Source organism: Solibacillus sp. FSL R7-0668 (assembly GCF_038006205.1).
Lineage (GTDB): Bacteria > Bacillota > Bacilli > Bacillales_A > Planococcaceae > Solibacillus.
The window spans coordinates 1322022-1348736 of record NZ_JBBOUU010000001.1; the positions used below are offsets into that span (position 1 = coordinate 1322022).

A 26715-nucleotide genomic window follows, 5' to 3' on the forward strand; every position below is an offset into this window, starting at 1 on the left:
ATGCGAGTATTTGAAGCTTGAAAACAGTGAAATGGAGTAATTTCTATGAGTGCAACATCTATTACACAAGCCATCCATACGTTACAATCAAATATTTTACAGCATGTTCATCATAGAGCTTTACTACAAAATGTTGGACAGCCTACATTGCAACAAGAGCAGCTATTTTTCATCCAATTGCCCTTTCTAGACACAGCGCCAATGAATGATGAACAAATGAAAAGTGCAGTTGCTGTAGGTGTTGTACATGCATCGCTTTTAGAGCATGAAAACGTAAAAGAAACAGAAAGCACAAGCAAGCAGCAGCAGCTAACCGTCCTTTCTGGGGATTATTATAGTGGACGCTATTATCAAATTTTAGCGCATACCGGCAATATCGCCTTAATTCAAAAACTATCGCAAGGAATTGTGGAGCGATGTGAGCACCAAGTCCGTATTTATGAACAAGCGCACACATTGGAGGACTGGATTGAAAGTCTAACGGTGATTGAAAGCAAATTGATTGAGCAATTTTATAAAGTGTTCAACTTTACAGATTATATTGAGCTTATGAAACAATCGTTAACAATTATTCGATTGCAAAAAGAGTTGAGGGCATTGCAACAAGGGCAGTCTGGCTTTTTGTATAAAGCTTTTTTGCTAGAAGAACAAGCGTTTTCACGCGATGAGATAATCGAGGTAATTCAACAGCTCTTGCAACAGCGCAAGGAACAGCTGCAAGAGCTGCTAAATAGAACAAAAATGGATGAAGAGCTTAAGCAAGCAATCGTGCAACTATGTGCGATTTAGAGAGACAAGGAAGGTTTTGAAAAAATGGCGAAATCGAAAGAACAGCGTGTTCATGAAGTGTTTGAAAATATTTCAGACAGCTACGATAAAATGAATTCCGTTATTAGTTTCCAAATGCATATTGGCTGGCGCGATGATACGATGAAGCGTATGGACGTCAAAAAAGGGTCTACATGCCTAGATGTATGCTGTGGCACTGCAGACTGGACCATTGCCCTAGCAAAAGCAGTTGGTGAAGAAGGGACAGTAAAAGGTCTCGATTTCAGTGAAAACATGCTAAAGGTCGGTAAAGATAAAACAGCCAACATGAAAAATGTAGAGCTTATTCATGGTAATGCAATGGAATTACCGTTTGAGGATAATACATTCGACTATGTGACAATCGGCTTTGGTTTAAGAAATGTTCCAGATTATCTACAAGTATTACGCGAAATGAATCGTGTCGTAAAACCAGGTGGTATGGTTGTCTGTTTAGAGACATCTCAATCAGAAATTCCAGGGTATCGTCAATTATTCCGCTTTTACTTTAAATACATTATGCCGATTTTCGGAAAACTATTTGCTAAAAGCTACAATGAGTATTCTTGGTTACAAGAATCCGCAAATGATTTCCCAGGTATGAAAAAGCTGGCACAAATGTTTAAAGATGCGGGCTTACAAAATGTAACATACAAACCATATAGCGGTGGGGCAGCTGCGATGCATATGGGCTTTAAAAAGAAATAATAGTGGGAGTAGGTTTTGACGCGTGGAAAAGATGAAACTAAAAATGCTATATGCGGATATTAAATCAGATATAGAAATCATCGAAAACGAATTAGAACAAGCGTTGAATTCATCTTCACACATATTGAATGATGCCTCTATTTATTTACTACAAGGCGGCGGGAAGCGCATTCGCCCTGTATTTGTGTTACTAAGTGCAAAATTTGGCGACTATAATATTGAGCGAATGAAAAATATTGCCGTACCATTAGAATTGATTCATATGGGGTCATTAGTACATGATGATGTCATTGATGATTCTGATATGCGTCGCGGGCGTGAAACGGTGAAATCCCAGTACAACAACCGTGTGGCGATGTATACAGGTAATTTTATTTTTGGGAAAGCATTGCAATACGTGACAGATATTGAAAACCCACGTGTGCACCAAATTTTAGCAGAAACAATGGTAGAGTTAGTAAATGGAGAGGTCATTCAAATCGAGGATAAGTTTCGTTTAGATCAACATTTGAAAGATTATTTCCGCCGTATTAAGCGTAAAACAGCGTTATTAATAGAATCTAGTTGCGAGCTTGGGGCAGTCGTAAGTGGGGCAGATGAAGAAACCATTCGTCACTTAAAGCGCTATGGCTATTTCGTAGGCATGAGCTTCCAAATTGTTGATGATATTTTGGATTTTACGGCAACCGATAAGCAGCTAGGAAAGCCTGCCGGAAGCGATTTGCTACAGGGCAATATAACATTACCGATTTTATTGATGAAGGATGATCCGCAGCTGGCACAGTATTTAGAAAAGGTAGCCGCACAAGGATTAACTGAACAAGAACGCCAAGAAATGCTGGCACTTGTTCGAAAATCGGATGCCATCAAAGAGGCAACGAAAATTAGCAATCTATATTTACAAAAAGCATTAAAAGAAGTAGAGGCATTACCAAATCACCCGATGAAGAAAAAATTACGTGATATCGCACTATACATGGGCAAAAGAAAATCATAAAATAATTGAGCAAATTCTCGTATTACTTGAATATTTGTTGCAGATTGCGTGCGATTTTGGTAATATTTATCGGTAGGTGTAAAATCCTTTACTCAAATTTAAGGAGTGTTTAATAATGGCAATCGAAAAAACTTTTTTAATGGTTAAACCTGATGGCGTTGAACGTCAAGTAGTTGGAGATATCGTAGACCGCTTTGAGCGTCGTGGCTTCGAATTACGTGGAGCAAAATTAATGGTAGCTTCTCGTGAATTAGCAGAAGCACATTATGCTGAACATGCTGAGCGTCCATTCTTCGGTGAGTTAGTAGACTTCATCACTTCTGGTCCAGTATTCGGTATGGTTTGGGAAGGCGAAAACGTAATCCAATTAGCTCGTATCATGATGGGTGCAACTAAACCTGAAGATTCAGCTCCAGGTACAATCCGCGGTGACTACGCTGTAACTTTATCTCACAACGTAATCCACGGTTCTGACTCTTTAGCTTCTGCTGAGCGTGAAATCGGTTTATGGTTCCCAGAAGGCTTAGCTGAATAATTGAATCGATTCAAAAGCTATCACTTTATGTGGTAGCTTTTTTTGATGCAATCTACTAGAAATCTTGAAAAATAATCATCTAAATAGTGTATTAATGCTATAATATATTTAAATAATGAAACATATTGAGTGTAATCACCGTAAAAGTATAAAAGGGGTGAATAGCAATGTTTTGGGTAATGATCATGGTAATTGCCGTAGTAGGGATTTTGACGGATACGTATACGAAAAACAAAAAAATCGAACTGAAACGCTTTGATAAAGAAATCGAATTAGAAAAATTGCGACTCAAAAATTATGATAAAGAAACAGAAAAAATGAAATTAGAATTAGAGCATGCAAAACAACATCGAATTGAAATGAAATAAAATAATATACAAGCGATTAGAAGAATGGGGCGAGAGGGAATGTTTGAAATCATTATAATCATCTCCATTGTTTGTGGAACGGGCGTGGCTATTGCATTAACAGCGATTTTAACGGACCACAAAAAGGAACGACTAAAGCTTCAAATCGAAATGTTGGAAAAGGAAGCACAGTTAGAGCAAATTCGTTTGGAGAGCTACCAACTCGAAACCGAAAAAATGCGTATGGAGCTAGAACATTCCAAGCAACTTCTACTCGAAACGCGTAAGGACTAAATCATTTTAAACCTATGCTATCATGCATCTAAAATTCTTAAAGCACTTAAAAGAGCCTGTAACAATTTTGTGATATTAGTCAAAAGTTTGACTGGATTCATCTCCTACTTCTAGAAGAAGTGGATGAATCCAGTTAAATAGACAATTCCTATTTCAGAATTTGGATTAATCGGCTATAATAGGCTTACGAAACATGAGGGGAAAGATGATACAATGTCAGATTACGAACAATTTATAGATGGCATTAAGCGTAAAACGGGTATCGATTTAGCGCTTTACAAGGAAGCGCAAATGAAACGCCGATTAACTTCGCTTTATGAAAAAAAAGGCTTTAAAAACTTTGTTGAATTTTTAAACGCACTAGATAAAGATCGTGATTTAATGAATGAGTTTTTAGACCGCATGACCATTAACGTATCTGAGTTTTATCGTAATGGGAAGCGTTGGGAAGTGTTACAAAATAAAATTTTCCCACTGCTATTACAAACAAATAAACGACCTAAAATCTGGAGTGCTGCTTGTTCGACAGGTGAAGAGCCGTACAGCTTAGCGATGGTGTTATCATATCATTTACCACTATCACAAGTAGGTATATTAGCAACAGATTTAGACGAAAATGTCATTCAAAAGGCAAAGCTAGGTCTTTATCCAGAACGTTCTTTGGCAGAGGTTCCAAAGGATGTACAAGCTAAGTACTTTGATAAAGAAGGCCAATTTTATAAAGTGAAAGATGAAATTAAACGTACGGTTACGTTTAAAAAGCATAATTTATTAAAAGATAATTACGAATCCAATTTGGATTTAATCGTTTGCCGTAATGTCATGATTTACTTTACAGAGGAAGCGAAAGATCAAATTTATGAAAACTTCAGTAAAGCGCTACGTCCAGGTGGGATTTTATTTGTAGGATCAACCGAGCAAATTTTCAACCCAGCGCGTTATGGCTTTGAAGTAGAGGATACATTCTTTTATCGAAAAAAATAATGTTAACTATTTTTGTATGTCGTGAAAGCAGAACGTCAAATGAATTTTGAGGCTCGACAGAATGCGCTTTTCGTACAATCACGAAGGGCGCATTTTTGTTTTCAGTCAATAATAATTCAATGATTTGCTTTTCCATGCAATATTTTTTAGGTAAAACGTTCAGAATATTCTAAAATAGCAAAAGGATTGAACGAAAGGCTACTGCTATTTGAAATGAAATGTGTTATAGTGAAAAATACATACTTTAGCGAGTTGAAGGGAGAAAGTGTTTTTATGCGTTATTTAACAGCAGGTGAGTCACATGGACCACAATTAACGACAATTATTGAGGGGTTGCCGTCGCTTTTACCGGTTACAGCAGAGAAAATTAATTATGATTTAAAACGCCGTCAGGGAGGACATGGCCGTGGTCGACGTATGCAAATTGAAACAGATACAGTTGAAATCGTGTCAGGTGTTCGCCACGGGAAAACGTTGGGTTCGCCAGTCGCTTTAGTGGTAACAAACGACGACTGGAAGCACTGGACGAAAATTATGGGCGCTGAGGAGCTACCTGAAGACATCGACCCAAACGAAATTAAGAGACAAATTTCACGTCCGCGTCCAGGACATGCCGATTTAGTAGGGGGCATGAAGTATGGTCACCGCGATTTACGTAATGTGCTAGAACGTTCAAGCGCGCGTGAAACAACAGTACGTGTAGCCGTGGGTTCGGTTGCTAAAGCCTTATTAAATGAGTTAGGCATCTCCATCGTTGCCCATGTAACCGAAATCGTTGGTATTAAAGCAGATGCAGCCTTATTAGAAGGCAAATCAGCAGATGAAATTCGTGACATTGTAGAAGAGGATCCGTGCTACTGTGTAGACCCAGATGCTTCTGCAAAAATGGTAGAAGCAATTGACGATGCGAAAAAAGCAGGCGATTCAATTGGTGGGGTTGTTGAGGTGATCGTAGAGGGCTTACCAGCTGGAATTGGCTCATACGTGCATTATGACCGTAAATTAGATGCTAAGCTTGCCGCAGCGATGTTAAGCATTAATGCCTTCAAAGGTGTGGAATTTGGTATTGGCTTTGAAATGGCACGCAAAAAAGGATCGGAAGTGCATGATGAAATTTTATGGGATGAAGAAAATGGCTATACACGTGCAACTAATCGCTTAGGTGGCTTAGAGGGCGGTATGACAACAGGTATGCCAATCGTTGTACGTGGGGTGATGAAACCAATTCCAACATTGTATAAACCACTACAAAGTGTCGATATCGAAACAAAAGAGCCCTTTAAGGCAAGTGTAGAGCGTTCAGACAGCTGTGCGGTTCCAGCAGCATCGATTGTTGCAGAGCATGTTATTGCCTGGGAAATCGCGAATGCGATCATGGAACAGTTCCATAGCGACCAATTACCACAATTAAAGGCGCAATTAGATGCAATGCGTGCGTACACGAAGGAGTATTAATATGAAAATTCCAGTTCGTGCTGCATCCCATTCTTATGCTGTTACGATTGGGAAAGGCATATTAAATGAAGCGATCATGTCTTTGCAAGAGGTGTTTGCAAAGGCAGATAAAATCATTGTATTAACAGACGAAAACGTATGGGCAGCGCAGCAAAGCTATTTTGAAGCAAATTTCCCACATGCGTTTCAAGTAAAGGTAATGCCTGCGGGTGAGGCTTGTAAAACCTTTGATAATTACAATGCGGTACAAACGTTTTTACTAGAGCAAAAATGTACGCGTAAATCACTCGTTATTGCCCTTGGTGGTGGTGCGGTTGGTGATTTAGCGGGCTTTGTTGCTGCAACGTATATGCGCGGAATTCCGTTCATTCAAGTACCGACAACTATTTTAGCGCATGATTCGGCGGTTGGTGGCAAAACAGCAATCAACCACGCGCTTGGAAAAAATATGATTGGTGCATTCTATCAGCCAGAAGCGGTTGTTTATGATACGAACTTTTTACAAACATTGAGTGAAAAAGAAGTGCGCTCAGGTATGGCAGAGGTCATTAAGCACGCCTTAATTTCAGATTCACAATGGGTTGAAGAACTGCTGGAAGGCGAGCATGTCACCGAGCTTCCTGAAGAGCTATTAGCAAATTATTTAGCGCATGGTGTGCAAGTGAAAGCCAGCATTGTTGAGCAAGATGAAACCGAGCAATCTGTGCGAAAATTTTTAAATTTAGGTCATACGTATGGTCATGCGATTGAAGCGGCAGCTGGCTATGGTCGAGTGGCGCATGGTGAAGCGGTGATGATTGGCCTAGTTTACTGCTTATTATTAAGTGAGCGCTATGGCAAAATCAATCATGCGTTTACAAAGCGCTTCTTACATTTTGCTGAGGAAAATGGCTATCCATTTGCAGCGGTGCATGACTTTAAATTTGAGCAGTTAACCGAATACTTAATGAAAGACAAAAAAGCGGATTACGGACAATTACAATTCGTATTATTAGAGACAATTGGCAAGCCGTTTGTTCAGAAGGTAGAACTTGCGGAGTGCAAAGAAATAGATGAAGAACTTAGACAGTTACTAGCGGAGGTGCAAGCATGATTCGAGGAGTACGCGGTGCGATTACCATACCAGAAGACAAGGCAGAATACGTATGGAACGAGACAGCAAGACTTGTCCAAGAGGTCGCACAAAGAAATAAAATCGAACCTGAAGATATTGCATCGGTAACGATTTCGACGACCCCGGACATTCATTCAGCTTTCCCAGCAAAATCTGTACGCACGATGGAAGGCTGGCAGTATGTACCGATTATGTGCATGCATGAAATGGATGTACCAGGAGCGCTTCCATTATGCATTCGAGTATTATTACATGTAAATACTGAAACAGCGCAAAAAGACATCCATCATGTCTATTTAGAAGAGGCTGTGAAACTACGACCAGATTTAGTGAAATAGGGTCAGTTAGAGGAGACGTTGACAATGAAGTGGAAACAACAATTATTCGGTATGCAAGCCTATAAACCAGGCAAGCCGATTGATGAAGTAAAAAAAGAATTCGGGCTAGAAGAAGTCATTAAACTAGCATCAAATGAAAACCCATTCGGCAGTTCCCCAAAAGTAAAAGCCTTTTTACAAAGCGATGAATCGAATCATGCCATTTATCCCGATGGTTATGCGCAAAATTTACGAACAGATTTAGCACACTTCTATGGAGTTGCTGAAAATGAATTGATTTTAGGAAATGGTTCGGACGATTTAATCGCCATTATTACACGTGCGCTACTATACCCAGGTGTTAATACCGTCATGGCAGACCTTTCATTCTCTCAATATTGGCATAATGCAGATATAGAAGGGGCAGAAGTACGTAAAGTGCCAATGAAAGATGGCGTGCATGATTTAGATGCCATGCTTGAAGCAATTGATGATCAAACGTCAGTGGTATGGGTATGTAATCCAAATAACCCTACTGGAACGCTTGTAACAGATGAAGCATTAAGTGCCTTTTTAGCAAAGGTGCCAAACGATGTCTTGGTTGTGCTAGATGAGGCGTACATTGAATATGTGAACGATCCGTCTTATCAAGATACACTTCATTATTTCCGCGACTATAACAACTTAATTTTATTGCGTACATTCTCAAAAGCATATGGCCTAGCTTCATTCCGTGTTGGTTATGGGATTGCACAAGCAGAAGTGATTGCAAAGCTTGACCCAGTGCGTGCACCGTTTAACAATACTATTTTAAGCCAAAAGGTCGCACAAATTGCGTTAGCAGACCAAGACTATATCGCAAGCTGTCGTGAGCAAAATGAAAGTGGAAAAAAACAATACGTGGCGTTTTGCGAAAAGCATGGTTTAAATTACTTCCCATCTCAAACGAACTTTGTCATGTTTGAAATCAAAGCAGATAGCGAAGTGGTGTTCCAAGAATTGATGAAGCGCGGCTTTATTATTCGTAGTGGTGCGGCACTTGGTCTGGATGGCTATATCCGTGTCACAATCGGAACAGAAGCACAAAATGCGAAGTTTTTACAACAGCTTGAAGAAGTATTAACGGAACAAGGAGTATTTGCATGACACGTAATGTTTTCGTAATCGGACTTGGGCTAATTGGAGGATCTGTTGCATTAGCTCTACAAAAAGCGCCGCATACGAAAGTGTTTGGCTACGACTTTCACGAACAGACAAGACAATTAGCTAGCACATTACAGGTGGTACATGAAGTTGTAGAAGATCCAGCTGAATTTGCCAAAGAGGCCGATGTCATTATTTTTGGAACGCCGGTAAATAGTACACTCGATTTTATGGAACAATTAAAAACATGGGAATTAAAAAAGGGTGTTATTATTACCGACACAGGTAGTACGAAGGCGCAAATTATGGAAAAGGCACTTGAATTACGTGACTTGGGCATAACATTTATTGGTGGTCACCCAATGGCAGGCTCCCACAAAAGCGGGATTAGCGCAGCAAAGCCTTACTTGCTTGAAAATGCTTATTATATGTTAACACCAAATGAAGGTGAAGAAATCGAAAAACTTGCAGCACTCGATAGCTTGCTGAAATTTACATTAGGGAAAATGGTTGTTGTAGATGCAAAAGCACATGATCATATGACCGCTGTAGTCAGCCATTTTCCGCATATTATTGCGGCATCACTTGTGCATCAGTTAAATTTTGAAAAGAAAACGTATCCGATGACGTCTTCGCTAGCGGCAGGAGGGTTCCGTGATATTACGCGTATTGCTTCATCCAATCCGGCATTATGGCGTGATATTACATTACAAAACCGTAAAGAGCTTGTCGGTCAGTTGGATACGTGGTTGAACGAAATGGGTCGTGTCCGTGATCTTTTAGATGCAGGTGACGCAGAAGCAGTTGAATCCTACTTTAGTGAAGCGCGTAATGTGCGTGATAGCTTGCCTGTTGCGAATGGTGCATTGTATATGCCGTATGATTTATACGTGGATATTCCGGACTATCCTGGTGTTATTTCAGAGGTAACAGGCTATTTAGCAGAGGATAATATTAGCATTACCAATATTCGCATTGTCGAAACCCGTGTGGACGTCTTCGGGATTTTAGTTATTAGCTTCCAAACGAATGATGACCGAGAACGGGCGGCGAAGTGTATTGAACACAAAGCAAAATTTGAAACGTATATTTCATAAGTAAAGTAAACATCTCGCTTTTATAAGGCGAGATGTATTTTTCTAGGGGGAATCGCTATGAGTTCAAAGATTTTACAATATAATCAACCATCGTTAGTAGGTGACATTACCGTTCCAGGGGATAAATCGGTTTCACATCGTTCGGTGATGTTCGGTTCCATTGCAAAAGGGAAAACGACAGTTAGTGGCTTTTTATTAGGAGAAGATTGCTTAAGCACGATTGAATGCTTTAAAAAGCTTGGTGTTAAGATTGAAGTAGATGGTACGAATGTGTCGATTGATAGCCCAGGGATGGACCATTGGGAAGAACCTAAGGAAGTGCTATACACAGGAAACTCAGGTACGACAACGCGTTTAATGCTTGGCATTTTATCGGGGGCAAAGCTACATACCGTCATGACAGGAGATGCTTCGATTGGTAAACGTCCGATGCGTCGTGTTGCCGATCCGTTGCGTTTAATGGGTGCGCAAATTGCTGGTCGTAAAAATGGACAATTTACACCGCTTGCCATTCAAGGTGGGGAGCTTCAAGGGATTGATTATAAGATGCCAGTAGCGAGCGCTCAAGTGAAGTCTGCTATTTTGCTTGCTGGACTTCGAGCAAAGGGGACAACGATTGTTCGAGAAAGTGAAGTATCACGAGATCACACAGAGCGTATGCTTCGCCAATTTGGAGCAGAAATTGATGTTACTGATGGCGTCGTTACGTTTAAGGGTGGTCAATCGCTGACAGGTACGCATGTCAATGTACCAGGCGATATTTCATCTGCTGCATTTTTCTTAGTAGCAGGTGCCATTACGAAAGGAAGCCGTATTGTACTTGAAAATGTCGGTGTGAACGAAACACGTGATGGCATACTTGAGGTACTGCAAAATATGGGTGCACAGATGGATATCGCCATTAATGATGAAAACGCTGCTGAACCAACAGCGACGATTACGGTCGAAACATCAGAACTAACGGGAACAGCGATTGAAGGAGCGATCATTCCACGCCTAATCGACGAAATTCCGATTATCGCATTGCTGGCAACACAGGCAAACGGAAAAACTGTTATTAAAGATGCAGAAGAACTAAAGGTAAAAGAAACAAATCGTATTGATGCTGTTGTCAATGAGCTGAAAAAGCTAGGAGCGAATATTGAGGCAACAGCGGATGGGATGATTATCGAAGGGCCGACACCACTTACAGGCGGCTCGTTAACAACGTATGGAGATCATCGTATTGGTATGATGGGTGCAGTCGCTGCATTAATTACGCAAGGTCAAGTAGAGTTAGATGATGCCGATTGTATCGCTGTCAGTTATCCAACATTCTTTGAACATATCGAAAAATTAATTTAAGCAACAGGCGTCCGTGCAAAGTAGCATGGACGTATTTTTTTGCTTCAGACTTCAGGAAATTTGAATGATAAAAATAAATTCACATAAAAATAATCATGCAAAAAGGCGGTTTTTCTTGAGATACCCGACTTTGTCATGTAGCATGATATTGAGACAAAAGGAAAAGGTGAACGATGTATGGAACAATTATTACAGGCGATTCAAGAGGGCGATATTCAGTTAGTAAATCAACTCCTAGAATCATTTTTAGTAGATGCAGAACCAGCTGCACAGTACGAAGTGGCAGAAGCACTCTTGCACTACGGATTTTTAAATGAGGCAGACCGTGTATTTGAACACTTACAATTTTTATTTCCAGAGGAAGCGCAAATTGCCATTGATCGTGCAGGAGTTTTAATCGAATTAGGCGAAGAAGATGAGGCACTCGATTTATTAATGGCCGTATCAGAGGAAGCGCCAGAATATCCACAGGCATTATTAGTATTAGCTGATTATTATCAAATGCAGGGGCTATTTGAAGTCGCGGAGCAACGAATTAATGAAGCATTACAATTATTACCGAACGAGCCATTGCTACAATTTGCAAAAGCTGAGCTACTATTTGAAACAGGTCGTTTTTCTGAAGCAGCCCGCATTTATGAAGAGCTGTATGAAATGGACAAAAAATTTGCAGGTACGATTTTAGCGCAACGTTTGGCAGAAGTATACCGTGCAGGTGCAGCATATGAATCAGCATTGGATTTTTATATGGAAGCGCTAGAGGAGGAAGTCACAGCTGATTTATTATTTGGGTCAGGATATGCAGCCTTCCAAACAGAAAAATTTGATTTAGCCATTAAACAGCTTGAAGATTTAAAGGAACTGGATCCTGATTATTTTTCAGCCTATTTATTATTGGCAGAAAGCTATGCCATGCAAGAGGACAACAAACGCGCATTGAAAGTCATTCAAGAAGGCTTAAAGCGAGATGAATATGACAAATCACTCTATTTATTTGCAGGTAAGATGGCGTTAAAAAACAGTATGCCAACAGAAGCGATTGGCTATTTAACAGAGGCAATCGCGTTAGACCCAGAATATATGGAAGCCATTATGGTACTTATGTCTGTGTATAGCCAACAAGAAAACTATGAAGAAATTATTTCACTATATGAACAGCTTCAGCAATATGATTTCGAATGGGTGTCAATATATCCATTTGTTGCAAATGCATTTAATGAAGAAGAACTGTTCGATAAAGCATACGAAATTTACAAAGAGGCATATAATGAGTTTAACGAGGATGTTGAATTTTTAGAAAAATACTGCCTATTCCTAGTAGAAGATGGAAAACGTGAGGAAGCGAAGCAAATTGCTGAGCGTTTAGTACAGCTCCAGCCTTCTGAGCAGCAATGGATTGACCTATTAGAGCGCTTTGAGTAAAGGGAGGATCACATGTTGGCTTATTCCGTACCACTCAATGAAAAAAGAATTTTCATTCGATGGTTTTTAAAAAATTTTCAATTAAAACGACGCGAAGGTGTATGGATTCTAAATTATTTATTAAGTAATGAAGAATTGCTTGAACATGTGCATTTTGTGGATGAAGCCCATTATTGTCCACGTGCGATTGTGATGTCAACAGTCGATACAACGAGCATTCCATTCCGTTTTTATAAAGATAATATTATGACTTCAGATGCAGAAAAGGCTTTCCATGATTTACGCCTGAATACAACTGATGATATTTTTTTTCAATTAAATTTTCCAAGCATCCCGCCAGATCCACTTTATTTGGCGGTGCTTGAAGAAAATCCGTATGCACCGGATGTTTTCATTCATGAAAAGGATCGAGTGGCAGCTCAACAATTATTGGAAAATAGTGTTTTAGCGTTTCAAGAAAATTTATTGTTAAAGCAAATTGATCAGGCGCTCGACACAGGTGATAAGGAGCGCTTCTTTGAACTCTCTAATTTATTACAAGCTTTGAAATATTCAAAGTAAATTTTATTTGCAATTAGTGGTAAAGAATATCTTTTTAAGAATGGTAGTTTAAAAGTGCAATTAGGGGGAAATAAATAATGATTTATAAAGTAAGTGATGTTGAACAATTTCAAACTCAAAAACAATTTATCGACACAGCAATTGTCCCATTAGTACAATTAGATTTTTCCGAAATTGGTATGAAACAAACAAGTTCTGCTTCTGAATACTTAATGTCTTTGACAACATTCATCGAACAGCAGCTGCATGGTCGCCTTATGTTATTACCGCCTTTTTCGTATACAAAATTGACAAAATCTTCGGAAACGGCAATTTCTATCGAAAAAGAATTAAAAGAGGCAGGATTTAAATCGGTTTTATTTGTGACATGTGATCATGAGTGGTCAGATTTAAAAGAACAGCTTAATATCTTATGGTTACCAGCAATCCCTTTAGAATCAATGGATAAGACAGTGAAGCAACGCATTTTAGAGGATCAATTAAAACAAGTACTACCAGTATTAACATCCGTATGGGCACAGTAGACGTCATTCCTTCATTAAATGTTCACAAACTACACAAATGGAAATGAATGCTATATTGACCAACTTATTCAGTTGATATATCATAGATATGTCCTAGTTATTTACTATTTTTAAAAGTATGTCCGTTGGACTGACCTTTTAGTAAGAGGGGGGAAAAGAATGAGTAATAATCGTGTTACAAGACGTCAATTTTTAACATACTCAATTACAGGAGTAGGCGGATTCATGGCTGCTGGTATGTTAATGCCAATGGTGCGCTTTGCGGTTGACCCACTTCTTCAAACGAAAGAAGAAGGTGATTTTGTACAAACTGCACAAAAAGTTGCGGAAATTACAGATGCGCCAGTTAAAGTTGACTTCTCGTATGAGCAAACGGATGGTTGGTACAAATCAGAAGTTGCAGATGCAGCTTGGGTTTACAAGGAAGGCGACCAAATCATTGCATTATCACCTGTATGTAAACACTTAGGGTGTACGGTAAACTGGGCTGGTGACTCAGCTCACCCAGATCAGTTCTTCTGTGCATGTCACGCAGGACGTTATGAAAAAACGGGTGTAAACGTTAAAGGTACACCACCACTTGGACCACTTGATCAATATGAAGTCGATGAAAAAGATGGTTTCTTATTACTTGGGAAAAAAATCGCAAACACACACAGTTAATTAAGTTAGGGGGTACGACACAGTGCTAAATAAAATTTATGATTGGGTCGATGAACGTTTAGATATTACTCCTATTTGGCGTGATATTGCCGACCATGAAGTGCCAGAGCACGTTAACCCTGCCCATCACTTTTCAGCATTTGTATACTGTTTTGGTGGATTAACATTCTTCATTACAGTAATCCAAATTCTATCAGGTATGTTCTTAACAATGTATTATGTACCAGACGTAGAAAATGCTTGGAAATCAGTTTATTACTTACAAAACGAAGTAGCGTTCGGTGAAATCGTTCGTGGTATGCACCACTGGGGAGCTTCACTCGTAATCGTAATGATGTTCTTACATACGCTTCGTGTATTCTTCACAGGTTCATATAAGAAACCTCGTGAATTAAACTGGTTAGTTGGTGTAGGTATCTTTGCAGTTATGTTAGGTTTAGGTTTCACAGGTTACTTATTACCTTGGGACATGAAGGCATTATTCGCAACAAAAGTAGGTATTGAAATTGCCGCATCTGTTCCATTTATTGGTGAAGCAATTAAAATTTTATTAGCTGGAGATGCCACAATTCTTGGTGCACAAACGTTAACACGTTTCTTCGCAATCCATGTATTCTTCTTACCAGCAGTGTTATTCGCTTTATTGGCAGTTCACTTTATTATGATCCGCCGACAAGGTATTTCAGGTCCTCTATGATCTGAAGCAATTTGTATGAATTTCTAAAGGAGGGGACACTATGCAACGCGGAAAAGGTATGAAATTCGTAGGCGATTCACGTATTAAAGCAAATAATCGTATGCCGAACGTGCCAAAAGATTATTCCGAGTATCCTGGGAAAACAGAAGCTTTCTGGCCAGATTTCTTATTAAAAGAATGGATGGTTGGTGCCGTTTTCTTAATTGGTTATTTACTATTAACTGTCGCTCACCCTTCACCACTTGAAGGCCCGGCAGATCCAACAAACTCATCTTATATTCCGTTACCAGACTGGTACTTCTTATCAATGTACCAATTATTAAAATATTCATATGCTTCTGGTCCATATAACGTAATCGGAGCAATGATTATTCCTGGTATCGCATTTGGTGCATTAGCATTAGCACCATTCTTAGATACAACACCGGAACGTCGTCCATCAAAACGTCCGTTACCAACAGCATTTATGTTATTAGCTGTAGCTGCACTTATTTATACGACTTGGGAATCTGTACAAGCTACTAACTGGGAAGCTGTTAAAGCACAAGGTGAAATTACAGATAAACATTTAGGCTTATTGCCAGATGTTGAAGTAGATGAAACATCAGAAGGTTATGAAATTTTCCAAGCACAAGCATCATGTATCGGATGTCACGGTGGCGATTTAGCCGGTGTATCTGGTCCAATGCTATTAGGAAATGAATTAACTGCTGAAGAAGTATCTGATGTAATTACAAATGGCCGTGGCGGGATGCCAGCTGGTACATTTACAGGCACTGAAGAAGAGCTACAAGTTTTATCTGAGTTCATCGCAGGCTTAAAAGAACAATAGTAGTTTCAGAAAAAGAGGGTCCATTGCGGCTCTCTTTTTTTTCAATCTATCAAAAATCGTGAACATTTGCGTAACAGTGCTTTCGGTATATAATAAAAGACGTAACATGCAATCAAAAGTTGCACAAAATACATAATGACGAAAAAATGACGGAAATCGAAGGTGAAATTATGAAAGCATATGTTATGCAGGCATGGTATTTAATTAATCATCGTGCTTTTTTAACGCTGTTGTTAGTTGTTAACGCGCTTGGTACGATTTATGGCTATTATTGGTACAAAGGGCAACTTGCGGTGACGGAACCGATTTATTATCTTTTTGTGCCTGATTCACCGACAGCGAGTTTATTTTTCTGTTTTGCAGTGCTCGGTTGGTTATTAGGAAAGCATTTTAAATTAATGGAAGTGTTGGCTCTTGTAACACTTATTAAGTATGGATTATGGGCAGTTGTTATGAACTTATTAACATTTGCTGAAACAGGAGAATTAGGGGCAACAGGCTGGATGTTAGTGGCGTCACATTTTTTAATGGCCGTACAAGCTGTTATGTATTTGCCGAACTATCGTTTTACAAAGTGGCACGTACTAGTTGCGGCGATTTGGACATTGCATAATGATGTGATCGATTATTTATTTGGACAAATGCCATTTTATCGCGTGATTAATGACTATCCAAGTCAAATTGGCTACTTTACATTTTGGCTATCAATTGCTTGTATTATGCTTGCATTTGCAGAAAGTTACAAGCGTGAATATTTGCATCGGCAGTAGAAAGCCTTTAAAATTAAAGGAGATTGTAAGATAGAGAAGGGAAGTTAAAAAATGGGAATGTATATTGTATACTTTATCATCATTATGCTGTTACCGATATACGCACAAATGAAAGTCAAAAGCACGTATAAAAAGTTTGCGCAAGTACCTGCAGAAAAAGGGATGACAGGTGCACAAGTAGCACGTTACATTTTAGACCAACATGGTTTGACAGATGTACGTGTTGTACCGACACAAGGTTATTTAGCGGATCACTATAATCCAGCAACGAAAACAGTAGCTTTATCAGAGGATAATTACTATAATTCTTCCATTGCAGGAACAGCCGTAGCAGCGCACGAAGTAGGTCACGCAATTCAACATGCAGAAGCTTACTCATTCTTAACATTACGTGCAAAATTAGTGCCAGTGGCAAATATTTCATCGAATATGTCTTGGATTTTTGTCATGATTGGTATTTTTGCATCATCTTCAGGGTTCCTTTTACTAGGTATCGTTTTACTTCTTGCGGGTGTATTATTCCAAGTTGTTACATTACCAGTAGAGTTTGATGCGTCGAAGCGTGCAATGAATGAAGTTGTTGCATTAGGTATCATTAACAACAATGAAGAACGATCAGCGAAAAAAGTATTAAATGCAGCGGCAATGACTTATGTGGCAGCAGCATCTGTTGCGATCATGGAGTTATTACGTTTAGTGTTAATTTACACAGGGATGAATAACGAAGATTAAAAAAAAAGGAGCTAGGCATTTATTTGCCTAGCTCCTTTTGTTAGTGAATCGGTTGTTTTTTGTCGTCTAATGTAAAGCCTTCACCAGCGACATCACGCACGTCCATAATCGTGACAAAAGCGTGTGGGTCAATGCTGTGAATGATATTTTTCAGACGAACTATTTCATTACGTGCAACAACGCAATATAAGACATCTCGGTGTTCTTTTGTAAAATGACCATGACCATCGAATACGGTCACACCGCGCTCCATTTTTTCCGAAATTAATGTAGCGATATCGCCCGACTTTGCCGAAATAATAAATGCACCCTTTGCCGAATAGGCACCTTCTTGAACAAAATCGATTACCCTGCCACCAACATAGACAGCGACTAATGTGTACATCATCGAGCGTGCATCTAAGAATGTTGCCCATGATAAAATAATGACGATAAAATCAAAGCCAAACATTGTTTTCCCCATACTCCAGCCTAAATATTTATTCGCTAATCGCGCTAAAATATCCACGCCACCAGTTGTCCCACCGAAACGGAACACAATGCCTAAGCCAATTCCGACAAATACCCCTGCAAATAAGGATACGAGAAATAAATCATCCTGCAAATTCATATTGAACTCATAATGCTGGAAAATTTTTAAGAATACTGATACACCAATGGTACCGATAATCGTATAAATAAATGTTCGTTTCCCTAATAAACGCCAGCCTAAAATGAACATCGGTATATTTAATAGCAAATTCATTAATGCTGGGTCCAAATTTAGTGTAAAATATAAAATAAGTGTAATACCACTAAAGCCGCCTTCGCCAAGTTGGTTTTGCATATTGAAATGGACAAAACCAAAACTGAAAAGGGCCGTTCCAAAGAGGATCCCGATGATATTTTGTATTTTAATGCCTTGCATTGTCATCCTCCTATGCGAATGAATGAAATTTTGTAATTAAAGTAGAAAAAAGCTACATTTGTTATTATGTTTGATTTTTGTACTTTTGACAACAAACATTGCATAATAATCATGTAAATTATTACGTATTTCGGTGTCGTATTAACTAACTGTATTAGAAAAAGGAGTTTTTTGTAATGTCGATGATTAAAGTAGCAATTGCCGGTGCACGTGGCAAAATGGGAACAGAAGCGGTACATACCGTTATGAAGCATCAAGAGATGGAATTAGTAGCTGTATTAGATTATAAGGAAGTCGGCGCAACATTGGCTGATTTAGAGCTTTTCCCAGCGTCTTATGAAGTACCTGTATATACTGATTTTGCACAGCTAGTAGCTGAAACCAAGCCGGATGTGATCGTTGATTTAACGAATCCGCATTGTGTGTATGAACGCACGAAGCAGGCTCTTTTACATAATGTTCGTCCAGTTGTTGGTACAACAGGTTTTACAGATGAACAATTACAAGAATTAACGGATTTAGCGAAAGGCAAGAAAATAGGCTGCATCATTGCGCCAAATTTTGCGATTGGTGCGATTTTAATGATGAAATTTGCGAAGGAAGCATCTAAATACTTCCCAGATGTTGAAATTATTGAAATGCATCATGATCAAAAGCTGGATGCACCATCAGGAACAGGTATTAAAACAGCGCAGATGATTAGTGAGGTGCGCAACGCCAAGCAGCAAGGTCATCCAGATGAAAAAGAAACGCATGAGGGCGCGCGCGGTGCAGATTACGAAGGTATGCGCATTCATTCAGTACGTCTTCCTGGTTTAGTAGCGCATCAACAAGTATTATTTGGTGGAGCGGGCGAATTATTAACGATTCGTCATGATTCGTTAAATCGTGGAAGCTTTATGGGTGGTATCGCGTTTTGCGTACAAGAAGTGATGAAGCGTGAATCGTTAATTTATGGACTAGAGAATATTATTTAGAAACGAGATGATCTTTATGAAGATTGCATTAATCGCACATGATCGGAAAAAGGACAATTTAATTCAATTTGCCATTGCTTACCAAGCAATCTTAGCGGAGCATGATTTATATGCAACAGGTACTACAGGGACAATGATTGAGGCTGAAACAGGTCTACCGATTACGAAATTTCGATCGGGTCCACTTGGGGGAGATCAGCAAATTGGCGCCATGATTGCCAATAATGATATGGATATGGTGTTTTTCTTCCGTGACCCATTAACAGCGCAGCCGCATGAGCCCGATGTCATGGCGTTAGTGCGTTTATGTGATTTATATCATATTCCGTTAGCAACAAATATGGGCACAGCTGAAATTTTATTAAAAGGTTTACAAGAAGGCTTTGTTGATTGGCGCACCTTAGAAGAACGTAGACAATAAAGAAGCAAGTGTTAGAAAGGATACGTACCTTTGAAGGGATGGGAAGACGAATGAAAAAATTAAAAATTGGTATTACATGTTACCCTACAGTTGGGGGCTCTGGTGTCATTGCAACAGAGCTAGGCAAAATGTTAGCAGAACGTGGGCATGAAATTCATTTCATCACATCGAGCGTACCATTTCGGTTAAATAAAATTTATCCAAACGTCTTTTTCCACGAAGTTGAAGTAAATAATTATTCAGTATTTCAATATCCGCCATATGATATTGCACTTGCAAGTAAAATGGCAGACGTGATTAAAGAAGAACAGTTAGATATTTTACATGTGCACTATGCCATTCCACATGCGGTGTGTGCCGTTTTAGCACGTGATATGAGTGGGCAAGATTTTGGGATTGTGACGACGCTCCACGGTACAGATATTTCAGTGCTTGGCGAGGACTCAACATTAGCTCAGGCGATTAAATATGGAATTAATCAATCAGACGCGGTGACGGCTGTTTCAGAATCGTTAAAGCAACAGACCTATGATTTAATCGATACAAAGGCTCCGATTGATACGATTTATAATTTTGTTGATGAGCAAGTCTTTAAGCCAGTGAATCCAGGGAATTTAAAGCAGCAGTTTGGTATTGCAGAGGATGAAAAGGTTATCATCCACATTTCAAACTTCCGTAAAATTAAAAATTTACCTGATATCGTTGAATCGTTTATGAAAATTCGTGCACAAATGCCAGCGAAATTATTACTTGTAGGAGATGGTCCTGAAAAACATCGCGTCATGGAGCAAGTAAAGGCTTCCGACTATAAAAAAGATGTACTGTTTTTAGGGAAGCAAGAAAATATTACCGAGCTTTTTGCTATCAGTGATTTGAAGCTGCTATTATCTGAAAAAGAATCTTTTGGACTTGTATTACTAGAAGCAATGGCTTGCGGTGTGCCAGGAATTGGTACGGCAATTGGTGGTATACCTGAAGTTATTGAGCACGGTGTCAATGGTTATATCGTAGAGCTAGGAGATACACAAGCAGTAGCAGAGTACGCCGTGCAGCTATTACAGGATGAACAGCAGCATGCGGCATTCCGTCAAGCGGCATTGCAAGCGGTAACCGAGCATTTCCATCAGCACAAAATTATTAAGCAATACGAAGATTTATATGAAAGAGTGGTCACAAAGAAAAATGATTCCAAAGCAATGGCAAAACGCAATTGACGTCATTAACCACATTGAGCAAGCCGGTTTTGAAGCATTTATTGTAGGTGGCGCTGTACGAGATTATTATCTAAAGAAAGAAAATAATGATGTCGATATTACGACGAGCGCGTTACCAGAGGAAATACAGGCGATTTTTCCACATACAATTGATGTCGGTATTGCGCATGGCACGGTGCTTGTCCTGCATCAAGAGGAGCCCATAGAGGTGACGACATATCGTACAGAATCTACGTATACGGACCATCGTAGACCGGATGCCGTGCATTTTGTCCGTGATTTAGCGGAGGATTTGAAGCGTCGCGATTTTACGATGAATGCAATGGCACTTAGCCGAACGGGTGAATTTATTGACCTTTATGATGGTCGCAAGCATATTGACGAGCGATTAATTTGTGCGGTTGGCAATGCAGAGGAGCGCTTTACAGAGGATGCCTTACGCATGCTGCGGGCTGTGCGTTTTGCTGCGCAGTTAAATTTTAAGATTGAGGAACAAACCTTTGCAGCGATTCAAAAGCAGGCGGCATCGATTACGCTGATTGCGATGGAGCGTATTCAAGTGGAGCTATCGAAGATTTTTATGTCACCATTTCCAGCACAAGGCATTCAGTATATGCAGGAATCGCAGCTTGCCAAGTATTTAGCGGGTGATTTTGACGAAGCAGCTTGGCAGTTGTTTCAGTCGGATAATCGTCAGGTCGGCTGGGCGTATTTTTGTTTAGTGAATCAAGACGTCACGCTGTTAACGCATTATCGCTGTTCAAATAAGGATAAGCAATTTGTAAAGCAAGTACTTGCAGCCTATGAATGTCTTGTAAAAGGAATCGAAAAACGGCAGCTCCTATATTTTGAAGGCGAGATTTTGCGCACGGCCTATCAGTTTACCCTGTGGCAAAAGCAACCGATCAATATCACGTGGGAGCAGCTACAGCAGCAAAAATTAGCTTTGCCAATCCAATCTGCCAAACAGCTAGCCATTACTGGACAGGATTTGATGGCCTGGTCACATAAAAAACGCGGGCCATGGATTAAAGACATGTTGGATGCTGCATTACAAGCGGTAGTCAATGGGGATGTAGTAAATGACAAACAACAGATAAAGGAATGGTTTCATGCAACTAACGATGAAGGATGAAATATTGCAACGATTTTTACAGGCAAACGGTGAGCCAATCTCAGGTCAGCAACTAGCTGATGATTTTCAAGTGTCACGTACAGCCATTTGGAAGCATATGCAAAGTTTGCAGCAAGAAGGCTATACATTTGAAACAATTAAAAAGCGTGGCTATCAGTTAGTGGCAGTGCCAGATAAAGTTGATTTCGGTCAGCTTAAGCAGTTTCTTACAACAGAGCGCTATGGTCAGCGGGTGCATTATTTTGATAGTGTTGACTCCACGCAAATTGTTGCACATGATTTAGTACGTCAAGGCGCGCCAGATGGAACACTTGTCATTACAGAGCACCAAACGGCTGGTCGTGGTCGCATGATGCGAGAATGGGATTCGTCACAGGGGAAAGGGATTTGGATGACGATTATTATTCGACCGGAAATCGCGCCACATCAAGCCCCGCAATTTACACTTGTAACAGCGGTTGCCGTAGTGGATGCGATGAAGGCTCTGTATAAAAGTATTACCCCGCAAATTAAATGGCCGAATGATGTTTTAGTGAATGGGAAAAAAACAACGGGGATTTTAACGGAAATGATTGCCGAAGAAAATTGTATCCAAGCACTATTAATCGGAATAGGAATTAATGTCAATCACCAGCTGGAGGATTTCCCAGAAGAATTGCATGACAAAGCAACTTCCTTAGCGATCGAAGGGAAGGAAACGATTGAGCGCGTTCATTTAGTAGCTAAGGTGCTCGAATATTTAGAGCGATATAGTGACGAATATATCAAAAATGGCTTCCCACTAATTAAAAAACTATGGGAGCAATCCTCTTGTACAATTGGTAGCCAAGTACGTGCGACCACTTTACGTGAAGTCGTTGAAGGCGAAGCAATTGCGATTTCGGATACAGGTGTTCTGGAGATTCGCCAGGCAAATGGAGTTGTAAAAGGGGTGTATTCAGCAGATATCGAACTAATCTAAACCGTGTTGATAAATGCTTTCTTTACTGTACGCTGCGGTGTAATTAATTTTTCTGTACGTTTTCTTCTGAAATTGTTATAGTAGCTCTAGGACAGTATCTAGCTAGCTGGAACTGTACCTAGCCAACTTTTTATTACACTACTATAAAAAATCTGCCTTGATCCATAGTGACAGGGACGGAAGAAAACGTGCGTTCAATTACAGGCTACGCAGGTAGCTGCTATTTTAGGAAAACATAGCTATGTTGCAATGATTGCAGCATTTGTTTTTGACGCATAAAAAACCTATTTGTTTCAATTACGCAATAGGGCTCTTCTGTCTACTTTTAGATAGGAGAGCTTTTTTGTTTTCTTCCTCAAAACAAAGGAGGACAAAATGAAAACGACAGCTCAGTTTATAACAATGAAGCAGCAACAAGAAAAAATCGTCATGGTGACTGCCTATGATTATCCGGGCGCAACTTTTTCAGAAGCTGCGGGCGTAGATATGATTTTGGTGGGGGATTCTTTAGGGATGGTTGTCCTTGGGTATGAGTCGACGATGCGCGTAACGGTGGAGGACATGATTCATCATAGTAAAGCGGTTCGACGTGGTGCACCCAATACGTTTGTCGTAGTGGATATGCCTTTTGGTTCGTATCATGGTGATGTCAATGACACATTGAAAACGGCGGTGCGCATGATGCAAGAAACGAACGCCAACGCGCTAAAAGTAGAAGGTGCAGGAGACGTGGTGCCCGTCATTAAAAAGCTGACAGATGCAGGCATTCCGGTCGTGGCGCATTTAGGGCTATTACCACAATCTGCAGGGGTTTTAGGTGGCTATAAAGTGCAAGGGAAAACAGCGGAGCAGGCAGAAAAGTTAATTCAAGATGCCTTAGAAGTGGAGCAAGCAGGAGCCTGTGCGGTTGTACTAGAATGCATTCCCCATCAATTGACGGCGGTTGTTTCTGACAAGCTAACGGTCCCGACAATTGGGATTGGTGCGGGGGTCGAAGCAGATGGGCAGGTACTGGTATTCCATGATTTACTGCGATTTGGTAAACATCATATGCCAAAGTTCGTACACGGTTTTGCGCAGGTGGGCGATGAAATTGAGCGCGGTATTAAAGGCTACACCGATGCAGTGAAGGCTGGGACTTTCCCAACATTAGCCCATAGCTTTACGATGAAGGAAGAGGAATTGAACGAGCTATATGGAGGCGTAAGATCATGAACGTCATTTCAACGATTGCACAATTAAGAGAAGTGGTGTTACATGCAAAAAAGCAACAGCAAACAATCGGACTCGTCCCAACGATGGGCTATTTACACGATGGGCATTTGACGCTAGCTGCTAATGCACGACAGGAAAATGAACTTGTTGTCATGAGTATTTTCGTCAATCCAACACAGTTTGGACCGAATGAGGATTTTGAGTCGTATCCACGTGATTTAGCGCGTGATACGAAGTTGGCACAATCGGCTGGTGTGGATATTATTTTCGCGCCATCGGTGGAAGAAATGTACCCTCATGATGGAGGCATCCGAATTCGAGCAGGTCGTCAAGCGGAACTATTATGTGGGGCTAGCCGTCCGGGGCATTTTGATGGCGTGCTTCAGGTTGTGGCCAAGTTATTTCATTTAGTTCAGCCGGATCGTGCTTATTTTGGTCAAAAGGATGCACAGCAAGTAGCGATTATTCAGACGATGGTGCGTGATTATAACTTCCCAGTCGAACTGCGCATTGTACCGGTTGTACGAGAAGAAGACGGCTTAGCAAAATCCAGCCGTAATATTTATTTATCGCCATTAGACCGCTCACAAGCACCTGCCATCCAACAAGCATTGCAGCTGGCAAAACGCGAATTACAGGAAACGCAAGACGTTAAAAAGGCACTCGCATTAGCAACGAAACTGATTGAAAAAAATACGGATGGAAAAATTGATTATTTAGCCATTTTAGCGTATCCAGATTTAACAGAGGTGACGCCAGAAACAGAGCAAATTCTGCTAGCCGCCGCTGTTTATATTGGAACAACACGTTTAATTGATAATGTAATCTTTTCGTTAAAAGGGGAAATCGCACATGTTTAGAATGATGATGAATAGTAAAATTCACCGCGCACAGGTAACACAGGCAGACTTAAATTATGTTGGTTCCATTACAATCGACCAAAATCTTTTAGACGCAGTTGGGATGCTGCCAAATGAAAAGGTGCATATTGTCAATAATAATAATGGTGCACGCTTTGAAACATATATTATTGCTGGCGAGCGTGGATCAGGCGTGATTTGTGTGAACGGCGCAGCAGCTCGCCTTGTGCAAAAAGGGGATGTCGTTATAATTATTTCGTATGTGTATGTAGACAACAATGAAATTGCCGACCATCAACCAACTGTGGCAATCATGGGGGATAACAATACCATTAAAGAACTAATTAGCTACGAGCCAGAAGCAACGGTAATGTAAGTGGAATAGGGTGTTACATAGAAGGACTTCTATGTAGCCCCCTTTTTTGTTACAAAATATTATGTTTTGAATAATTTTGTAATAATTATATTATACCCCTGTAATATATTTGAAATATTAAATGTGTAGACTAGGGTTAGTTTATAAATACTAATTATTTCAAATGTAACAGGAGGAAATGGCTATAATGAATCAGTGTAAAATAATTTTAAGCCTATCTTTAGTCTTGTTCAGTTCGATTTTCTATGTAAATACAACTAGTGCAGCAACACACACAGTAAAGACCGATGAAAATATAGAAGAGATTGCAAAGCGTTACGATACAACAGTGGAAGAAATATTAGAGCTAAACCGAATTGAAAAGGCAAGCGATATCGTAGCGCATTTAGTATTACGATTACCTGAACCGAAACCAAAAGAAACACCTAAGGAACAGCCAAAAAATGCGGAAGCAAAAAAAGAAACGATTGAGGATTATGAAGTTGTTAAAACATTAACAGTAGAAGCAAGTGCTTTTACAGCAGGCTGTAGCGGCTGCTCTGGCAAAACGGCCTACGGAATTGATTTACGCAAAAATCCAGATATTAAATTAATTGCGGTTGACCCAAATATGATTCCGCTTGGCACAAAAGTATGGGTGAAGGGCTACGGGATTGCCATCGCTGGTGATACGGGTGGTTCGATTAAAGGCGGTAAAATCGATGTCTTTATGAAAACAAAGAAAGAAGCATATAGCTGGGGACGTAAAAAGGTTGAGATTAAGATTTTGAAATGAATACAAACGCAAAAACCACGGAGATTTCTGGTTTTTGCGTTTTTTCTTTTTTTGCTATGGATTATAGGGGATAATTAAATCGATACATATGTATGAAAGGAGGCTTATTATGGAAATTATTTTAGCAATGGGTGCAATTTTAGGTGCGTTAACTGTAGCGCTTGGTGCATTTGGCGCGCATGCGTTAAAGGGCAAATTTGCTGAGGAACGCTATGAGCAGATCTTTGAGACGGGGGTTCGTTATCAGATGTACCATAGCTTAGCCATTTTAATTATTGGTTTAGTGATGCATGTCGTTGGGGAATTACCAATTCTAGAAGTTGCTGCATATTTAATGCTAGCTGGTATTCTCCTATTTTCAGGGAGCTTATATGCACTTTCAGTTACAGGAATTCGCAAGCTTGGTGCTATTACGCCGATTGGAGGTCTATGTTTTATTGCGGGGTGGATTTGTCTTGCGGTAGGTATTCTATAACGGTTATTGTCCTAATTAGAATGCCTTATTTTAGTTTGTCCTTTTATAAAGATTCA

General features: G+C 39.9%; 32 protein-coding genes. 31 read left to right on the plus strand and 1 reads right to left on the minus strand.

The genetic code is table 11. From position 1 onward, the window contains the following. Nucleotides 1-45: 45 nt before the first annotated feature. The 21 genes from MKX47_RS06255 to MKX47_RS06355 all read left to right on the plus strand — a co-directional run bounded on the left by MKX47_RS06255 (nucleotide 46) and on the right by MKX47_RS06355 (nucleotide 17343). The gene (locus MKX47_RS06255) at nucleotides 46-789 is read left to right on the plus strand and encodes a heptaprenyl diphosphate synthase component 1 (RefSeq protein ID WP_340772241.1); all 744 of its coding nucleotides are present in this window, start codon (nucleotides 46-48) and stop codon (nucleotides 787-789) included. A gap of 24 nt (nucleotides 790-813) precedes the next feature. Beyond that, nucleotides 814-1515 (plus strand): demethylmenaquinone methyltransferase, encoded by a 702-nt coding sequence (locus tag MKX47_RS06260; RefSeq protein ID WP_340772242.1) that lies wholly within the window; start codon nucleotides 814-816, stop codon nucleotides 1513-1515. Nucleotides 1516-1537: 22 nt separating this feature from the next. Continuing rightward, nucleotides 1538-2512 (plus strand): heptaprenyl diphosphate synthase component II, encoded by a 975-nt coding sequence (hepT, locus tag MKX47_RS06265; RefSeq protein WP_340772244.1) that lies wholly within the window; start codon nucleotides 1538-1540, stop codon nucleotides 2510-2512. A 115-nt stretch (nucleotides 2513-2627) separates the two neighbouring features. After that, the gene (gene ndk / locus MKX47_RS06270; RefSeq protein WP_340772246.1) at nucleotides 2628-3047 is read left to right on the plus strand and encodes a nucleoside-diphosphate kinase; all 420 of its coding nucleotides are present in this window, start codon (nucleotides 2628-2630) and stop codon (nucleotides 3045-3047) included. Between the two features lie 167 nt (nucleotides 3048-3214). Next, a complete protein-coding gene (locus MKX47_RS06275) occupies nucleotides 3215-3415 on the plus strand; it encodes a hypothetical protein (RefSeq protein ID WP_340772248.1) in 201 nt (66 codons plus the stop codon). Between the two features lie 39 nt (nucleotides 3416-3454). Next, on the plus strand, nucleotides 3455-3688 hold the full coding sequence (locus MKX47_RS06280) for a hypothetical protein (RefSeq protein WP_340772250.1): 234 nt from the start codon (nucleotides 3455-3457) through the stop codon (nucleotides 3686-3688). Nucleotides 3689-3901: 213 nt separating this feature from the next. Further along, on the plus strand, nucleotides 3902-4672 hold the full coding sequence (locus MKX47_RS06285; RefSeq protein WP_340772251.1) for a CheR family methyltransferase: 771 nt from the start codon (nucleotides 3902-3904) through the stop codon (nucleotides 4670-4672). 273 nt (nucleotides 4673-4945) lie between these two features. Then, nucleotides 4946-6127, plus strand: a complete 1182-nt coding sequence (gene aroC / locus MKX47_RS06290; protein ID WP_340772253.1) for a chorismate synthase — start codon at nucleotides 4946-4948, stop codon at nucleotides 6125-6127. Nucleotide 6128: 1 nt separating this feature from the next. Continuing rightward, a complete protein-coding gene (aroB, locus tag MKX47_RS06295; protein WP_340772254.1) occupies nucleotides 6129-7220 on the plus strand; it encodes a 3-dehydroquinate synthase in 1092 nt (363 codons plus the stop codon). Further along, nucleotides 7217-7579 (plus strand): chorismate mutase, encoded by a 363-nt coding sequence (gene aroH, locus MKX47_RS06300; RefSeq protein WP_340772255.1) that lies wholly within the window; start codon nucleotides 7217-7219, stop codon nucleotides 7577-7579. Before aroB ends, aroH begins: the two co-directional genes overlap by 4 nt. Nucleotides 7580-7603: 24 nt before the next feature. Then, the gene (gene hisC, locus MKX47_RS06305; protein WP_340772257.1) at nucleotides 7604-8704 is read left to right on the plus strand and encodes a histidinol-phosphate transaminase; all 1101 of its coding nucleotides are present in this window, start codon (nucleotides 7604-7606) and stop codon (nucleotides 8702-8704) included. After that, on the plus strand, nucleotides 8701-9798 hold the full coding sequence (locus tag MKX47_RS06310; RefSeq protein WP_340772259.1) for a prephenate dehydrogenase: 1098 nt from the start codon (nucleotides 8701-8703) through the stop codon (nucleotides 9796-9798). The genes hisC and MKX47_RS06310 overlap by 4 nt, the downstream gene beginning before the upstream one ends. A 57-nt stretch (nucleotides 9799-9855) precedes the next feature. Beyond that, nucleotides 9856-11142 (plus strand): 3-phosphoshikimate 1-carboxyvinyltransferase, encoded by a 1287-nt coding sequence (aroA, locus tag MKX47_RS06315; RefSeq protein WP_340772260.1) that lies wholly within the window; start codon nucleotides 9856-9858, stop codon nucleotides 11140-11142. Between the two features lie 177 nt (nucleotides 11143-11319). Next, on the plus strand, nucleotides 11320-12564 hold the full coding sequence (locus tag MKX47_RS06320) for a tetratricopeptide repeat protein (protein WP_340772261.1): 1245 nt from the start codon (nucleotides 11320-11322) through the stop codon (nucleotides 12562-12564). A gap of 15 nt (nucleotides 12565-12579) precedes the next feature. Beyond that, nucleotides 12580-13125 carry a ReoY family proteolytic degradation factor gene (locus tag MKX47_RS06325; protein WP_340772263.1) on the plus strand — a complete coding sequence of 182 codons (546 nt, stop codon included), beginning with the start codon at nucleotides 12580-12582 and terminating at the stop codon, nucleotides 13123-13125. Between the two features lie 77 nt (nucleotides 13126-13202). After that, nucleotides 13203-13649, plus strand: coding sequence for a DUF2487 family protein (locus MKX47_RS06330; RefSeq protein WP_340772264.1), 447 nt, complete (start codon nucleotides 13203-13205; stop codon nucleotides 13647-13649). Nucleotides 13650-13808: 159 nt separating this feature from the next. Further along, nucleotides 13809-14312 (plus strand): QcrA and Rieske domain-containing protein, encoded by a 504-nt coding sequence (locus MKX47_RS06335; RefSeq protein ID WP_340772266.1) that lies wholly within the window; start codon nucleotides 13809-13811, stop codon nucleotides 14310-14312. A 22-nt stretch (nucleotides 14313-14334) separates the two neighbouring features. Further along, nucleotides 14335-15009 carry a menaquinol-cytochrome c reductase cytochrome b subunit gene (qcrB, locus tag MKX47_RS06340; RefSeq protein ID WP_340772268.1) on the plus strand — a complete coding sequence of 225 codons (675 nt, stop codon included), beginning with the start codon at nucleotides 14335-14337 and terminating at the stop codon, nucleotides 15007-15009. 40 nt (nucleotides 15010-15049) lie between these two features. After that, on the plus strand, nucleotides 15050-15841 hold the full coding sequence (locus tag MKX47_RS06345; RefSeq protein ID WP_340772269.1) for a menaquinol-cytochrome c reductase cytochrome b/c subunit: 792 nt from the start codon (nucleotides 15050-15052) through the stop codon (nucleotides 15839-15841). Between the two features lie 170 nt (nucleotides 15842-16011). Continuing rightward, nucleotides 16012-16611 carry a DUF1405 domain-containing protein gene (locus tag MKX47_RS06350; protein ID WP_445683606.1) on the plus strand — a complete coding sequence of 200 codons (600 nt, stop codon included), beginning with the start codon at nucleotides 16012-16014 and terminating at the stop codon, nucleotides 16609-16611. 51 nt (nucleotides 16612-16662) lie between these two features. After that, nucleotides 16663-17343 (plus strand): zinc metallopeptidase, encoded by a 681-nt coding sequence (locus MKX47_RS06355; protein WP_340772271.1) that lies wholly within the window; start codon nucleotides 16663-16665, stop codon nucleotides 17341-17343. Nucleotides 17344-17383: 40 nt separating this feature from the next. Here MKX47_RS06355 and MKX47_RS06360 read toward each other — a convergent pair whose 3' ends face one another. Then, nucleotides 17384-18250: a YitT family protein gene (locus tag MKX47_RS06360; RefSeq protein ID WP_340772272.1), complete on the minus strand. Its 867-nt coding sequence runs from the start codon at nucleotides 18248-18250 to the stop codon at nucleotides 17384-17386. 176 nt (nucleotides 18251-18426) lie between these two features. Here MKX47_RS06360 and dapB point away from each other — a divergent pair, with 176 nt between their 5' ends. From dapB to MKX47_RS06410, 10 genes are all read left to right on the plus strand, one after another. Continuing rightward, complete coding sequence (gene dapB, locus MKX47_RS06365) at nucleotides 18427-19227, plus strand: 4-hydroxy-tetrahydrodipicolinate reductase (RefSeq protein ID WP_340772273.1); 801 nt, start codon at nucleotides 18427-18429, stop codon at nucleotides 19225-19227. A gap of 16 nt (nucleotides 19228-19243) precedes the next feature. Next, a complete protein-coding gene (mgsA, locus tag MKX47_RS06370; protein ID WP_340772274.1) occupies nucleotides 19244-19648 on the plus strand; it encodes a methylglyoxal synthase in 405 nt (134 codons plus the stop codon). Between the two features lie 50 nt (nucleotides 19649-19698). After that, nucleotides 19699-20862, plus strand: a complete 1164-nt coding sequence (gene bshA, locus MKX47_RS06375) for an N-acetyl-alpha-D-glucosaminyl L-malate synthase BshA (protein WP_340772275.1) — start codon at nucleotides 19699-19701, stop codon at nucleotides 20860-20862. Further along, nucleotides 20807-21997, plus strand: coding sequence for a CCA tRNA nucleotidyltransferase (locus tag MKX47_RS06380; RefSeq protein WP_340772276.1), 1191 nt, complete (start codon nucleotides 20807-20809; stop codon nucleotides 21995-21997). The genes bshA and MKX47_RS06380 overlap by 56 nt, the downstream gene beginning before the upstream one ends. Next, complete coding sequence (locus tag MKX47_RS06385) at nucleotides 21975-22958, plus strand: biotin--[acetyl-CoA-carboxylase] ligase (protein WP_340772277.1); 984 nt, start codon at nucleotides 21975-21977, stop codon at nucleotides 22956-22958. The genes MKX47_RS06380 and MKX47_RS06385 overlap by 23 nt, the downstream gene beginning before the upstream one ends. A 375-nt stretch (nucleotides 22959-23333) precedes the next feature. After that, nucleotides 23334-24173, plus strand: coding sequence for a 3-methyl-2-oxobutanoate hydroxymethyltransferase (gene panB, locus MKX47_RS06390; RefSeq protein WP_340772278.1), 840 nt, complete (start codon nucleotides 23334-23336; stop codon nucleotides 24171-24173). Next, nucleotides 24170-25033 (plus strand): pantoate--beta-alanine ligase, encoded by an 864-nt coding sequence (gene panC, locus MKX47_RS06395; RefSeq protein ID WP_340772279.1) that lies wholly within the window; start codon nucleotides 24170-24172, stop codon nucleotides 25031-25033. The genes panB and panC overlap by 4 nt, the downstream gene beginning before the upstream one ends. Further along, complete coding sequence (gene panD, locus MKX47_RS06400; protein WP_340772281.1) at nucleotides 25026-25409, plus strand: aspartate 1-decarboxylase; 384 nt, start codon at nucleotides 25026-25028, stop codon at nucleotides 25407-25409. Before panC ends, panD begins: the two co-directional genes overlap by 8 nt. 187 nt (nucleotides 25410-25596) lie before the next feature. Further along, complete coding sequence (locus MKX47_RS06405; RefSeq protein WP_340772282.1) at nucleotides 25597-26184, plus strand: 3D domain-containing protein; 588 nt, start codon at nucleotides 25597-25599, stop codon at nucleotides 26182-26184. 109 nt (nucleotides 26185-26293) lie between these two features. Next, on the plus strand, nucleotides 26294-26659 hold the full coding sequence (locus MKX47_RS06410; protein WP_340772285.1) for a DUF423 domain-containing protein: 366 nt from the start codon (nucleotides 26294-26296) through the stop codon (nucleotides 26657-26659). Nucleotides 26660-26715 lie beyond the last annotated feature (56 nt).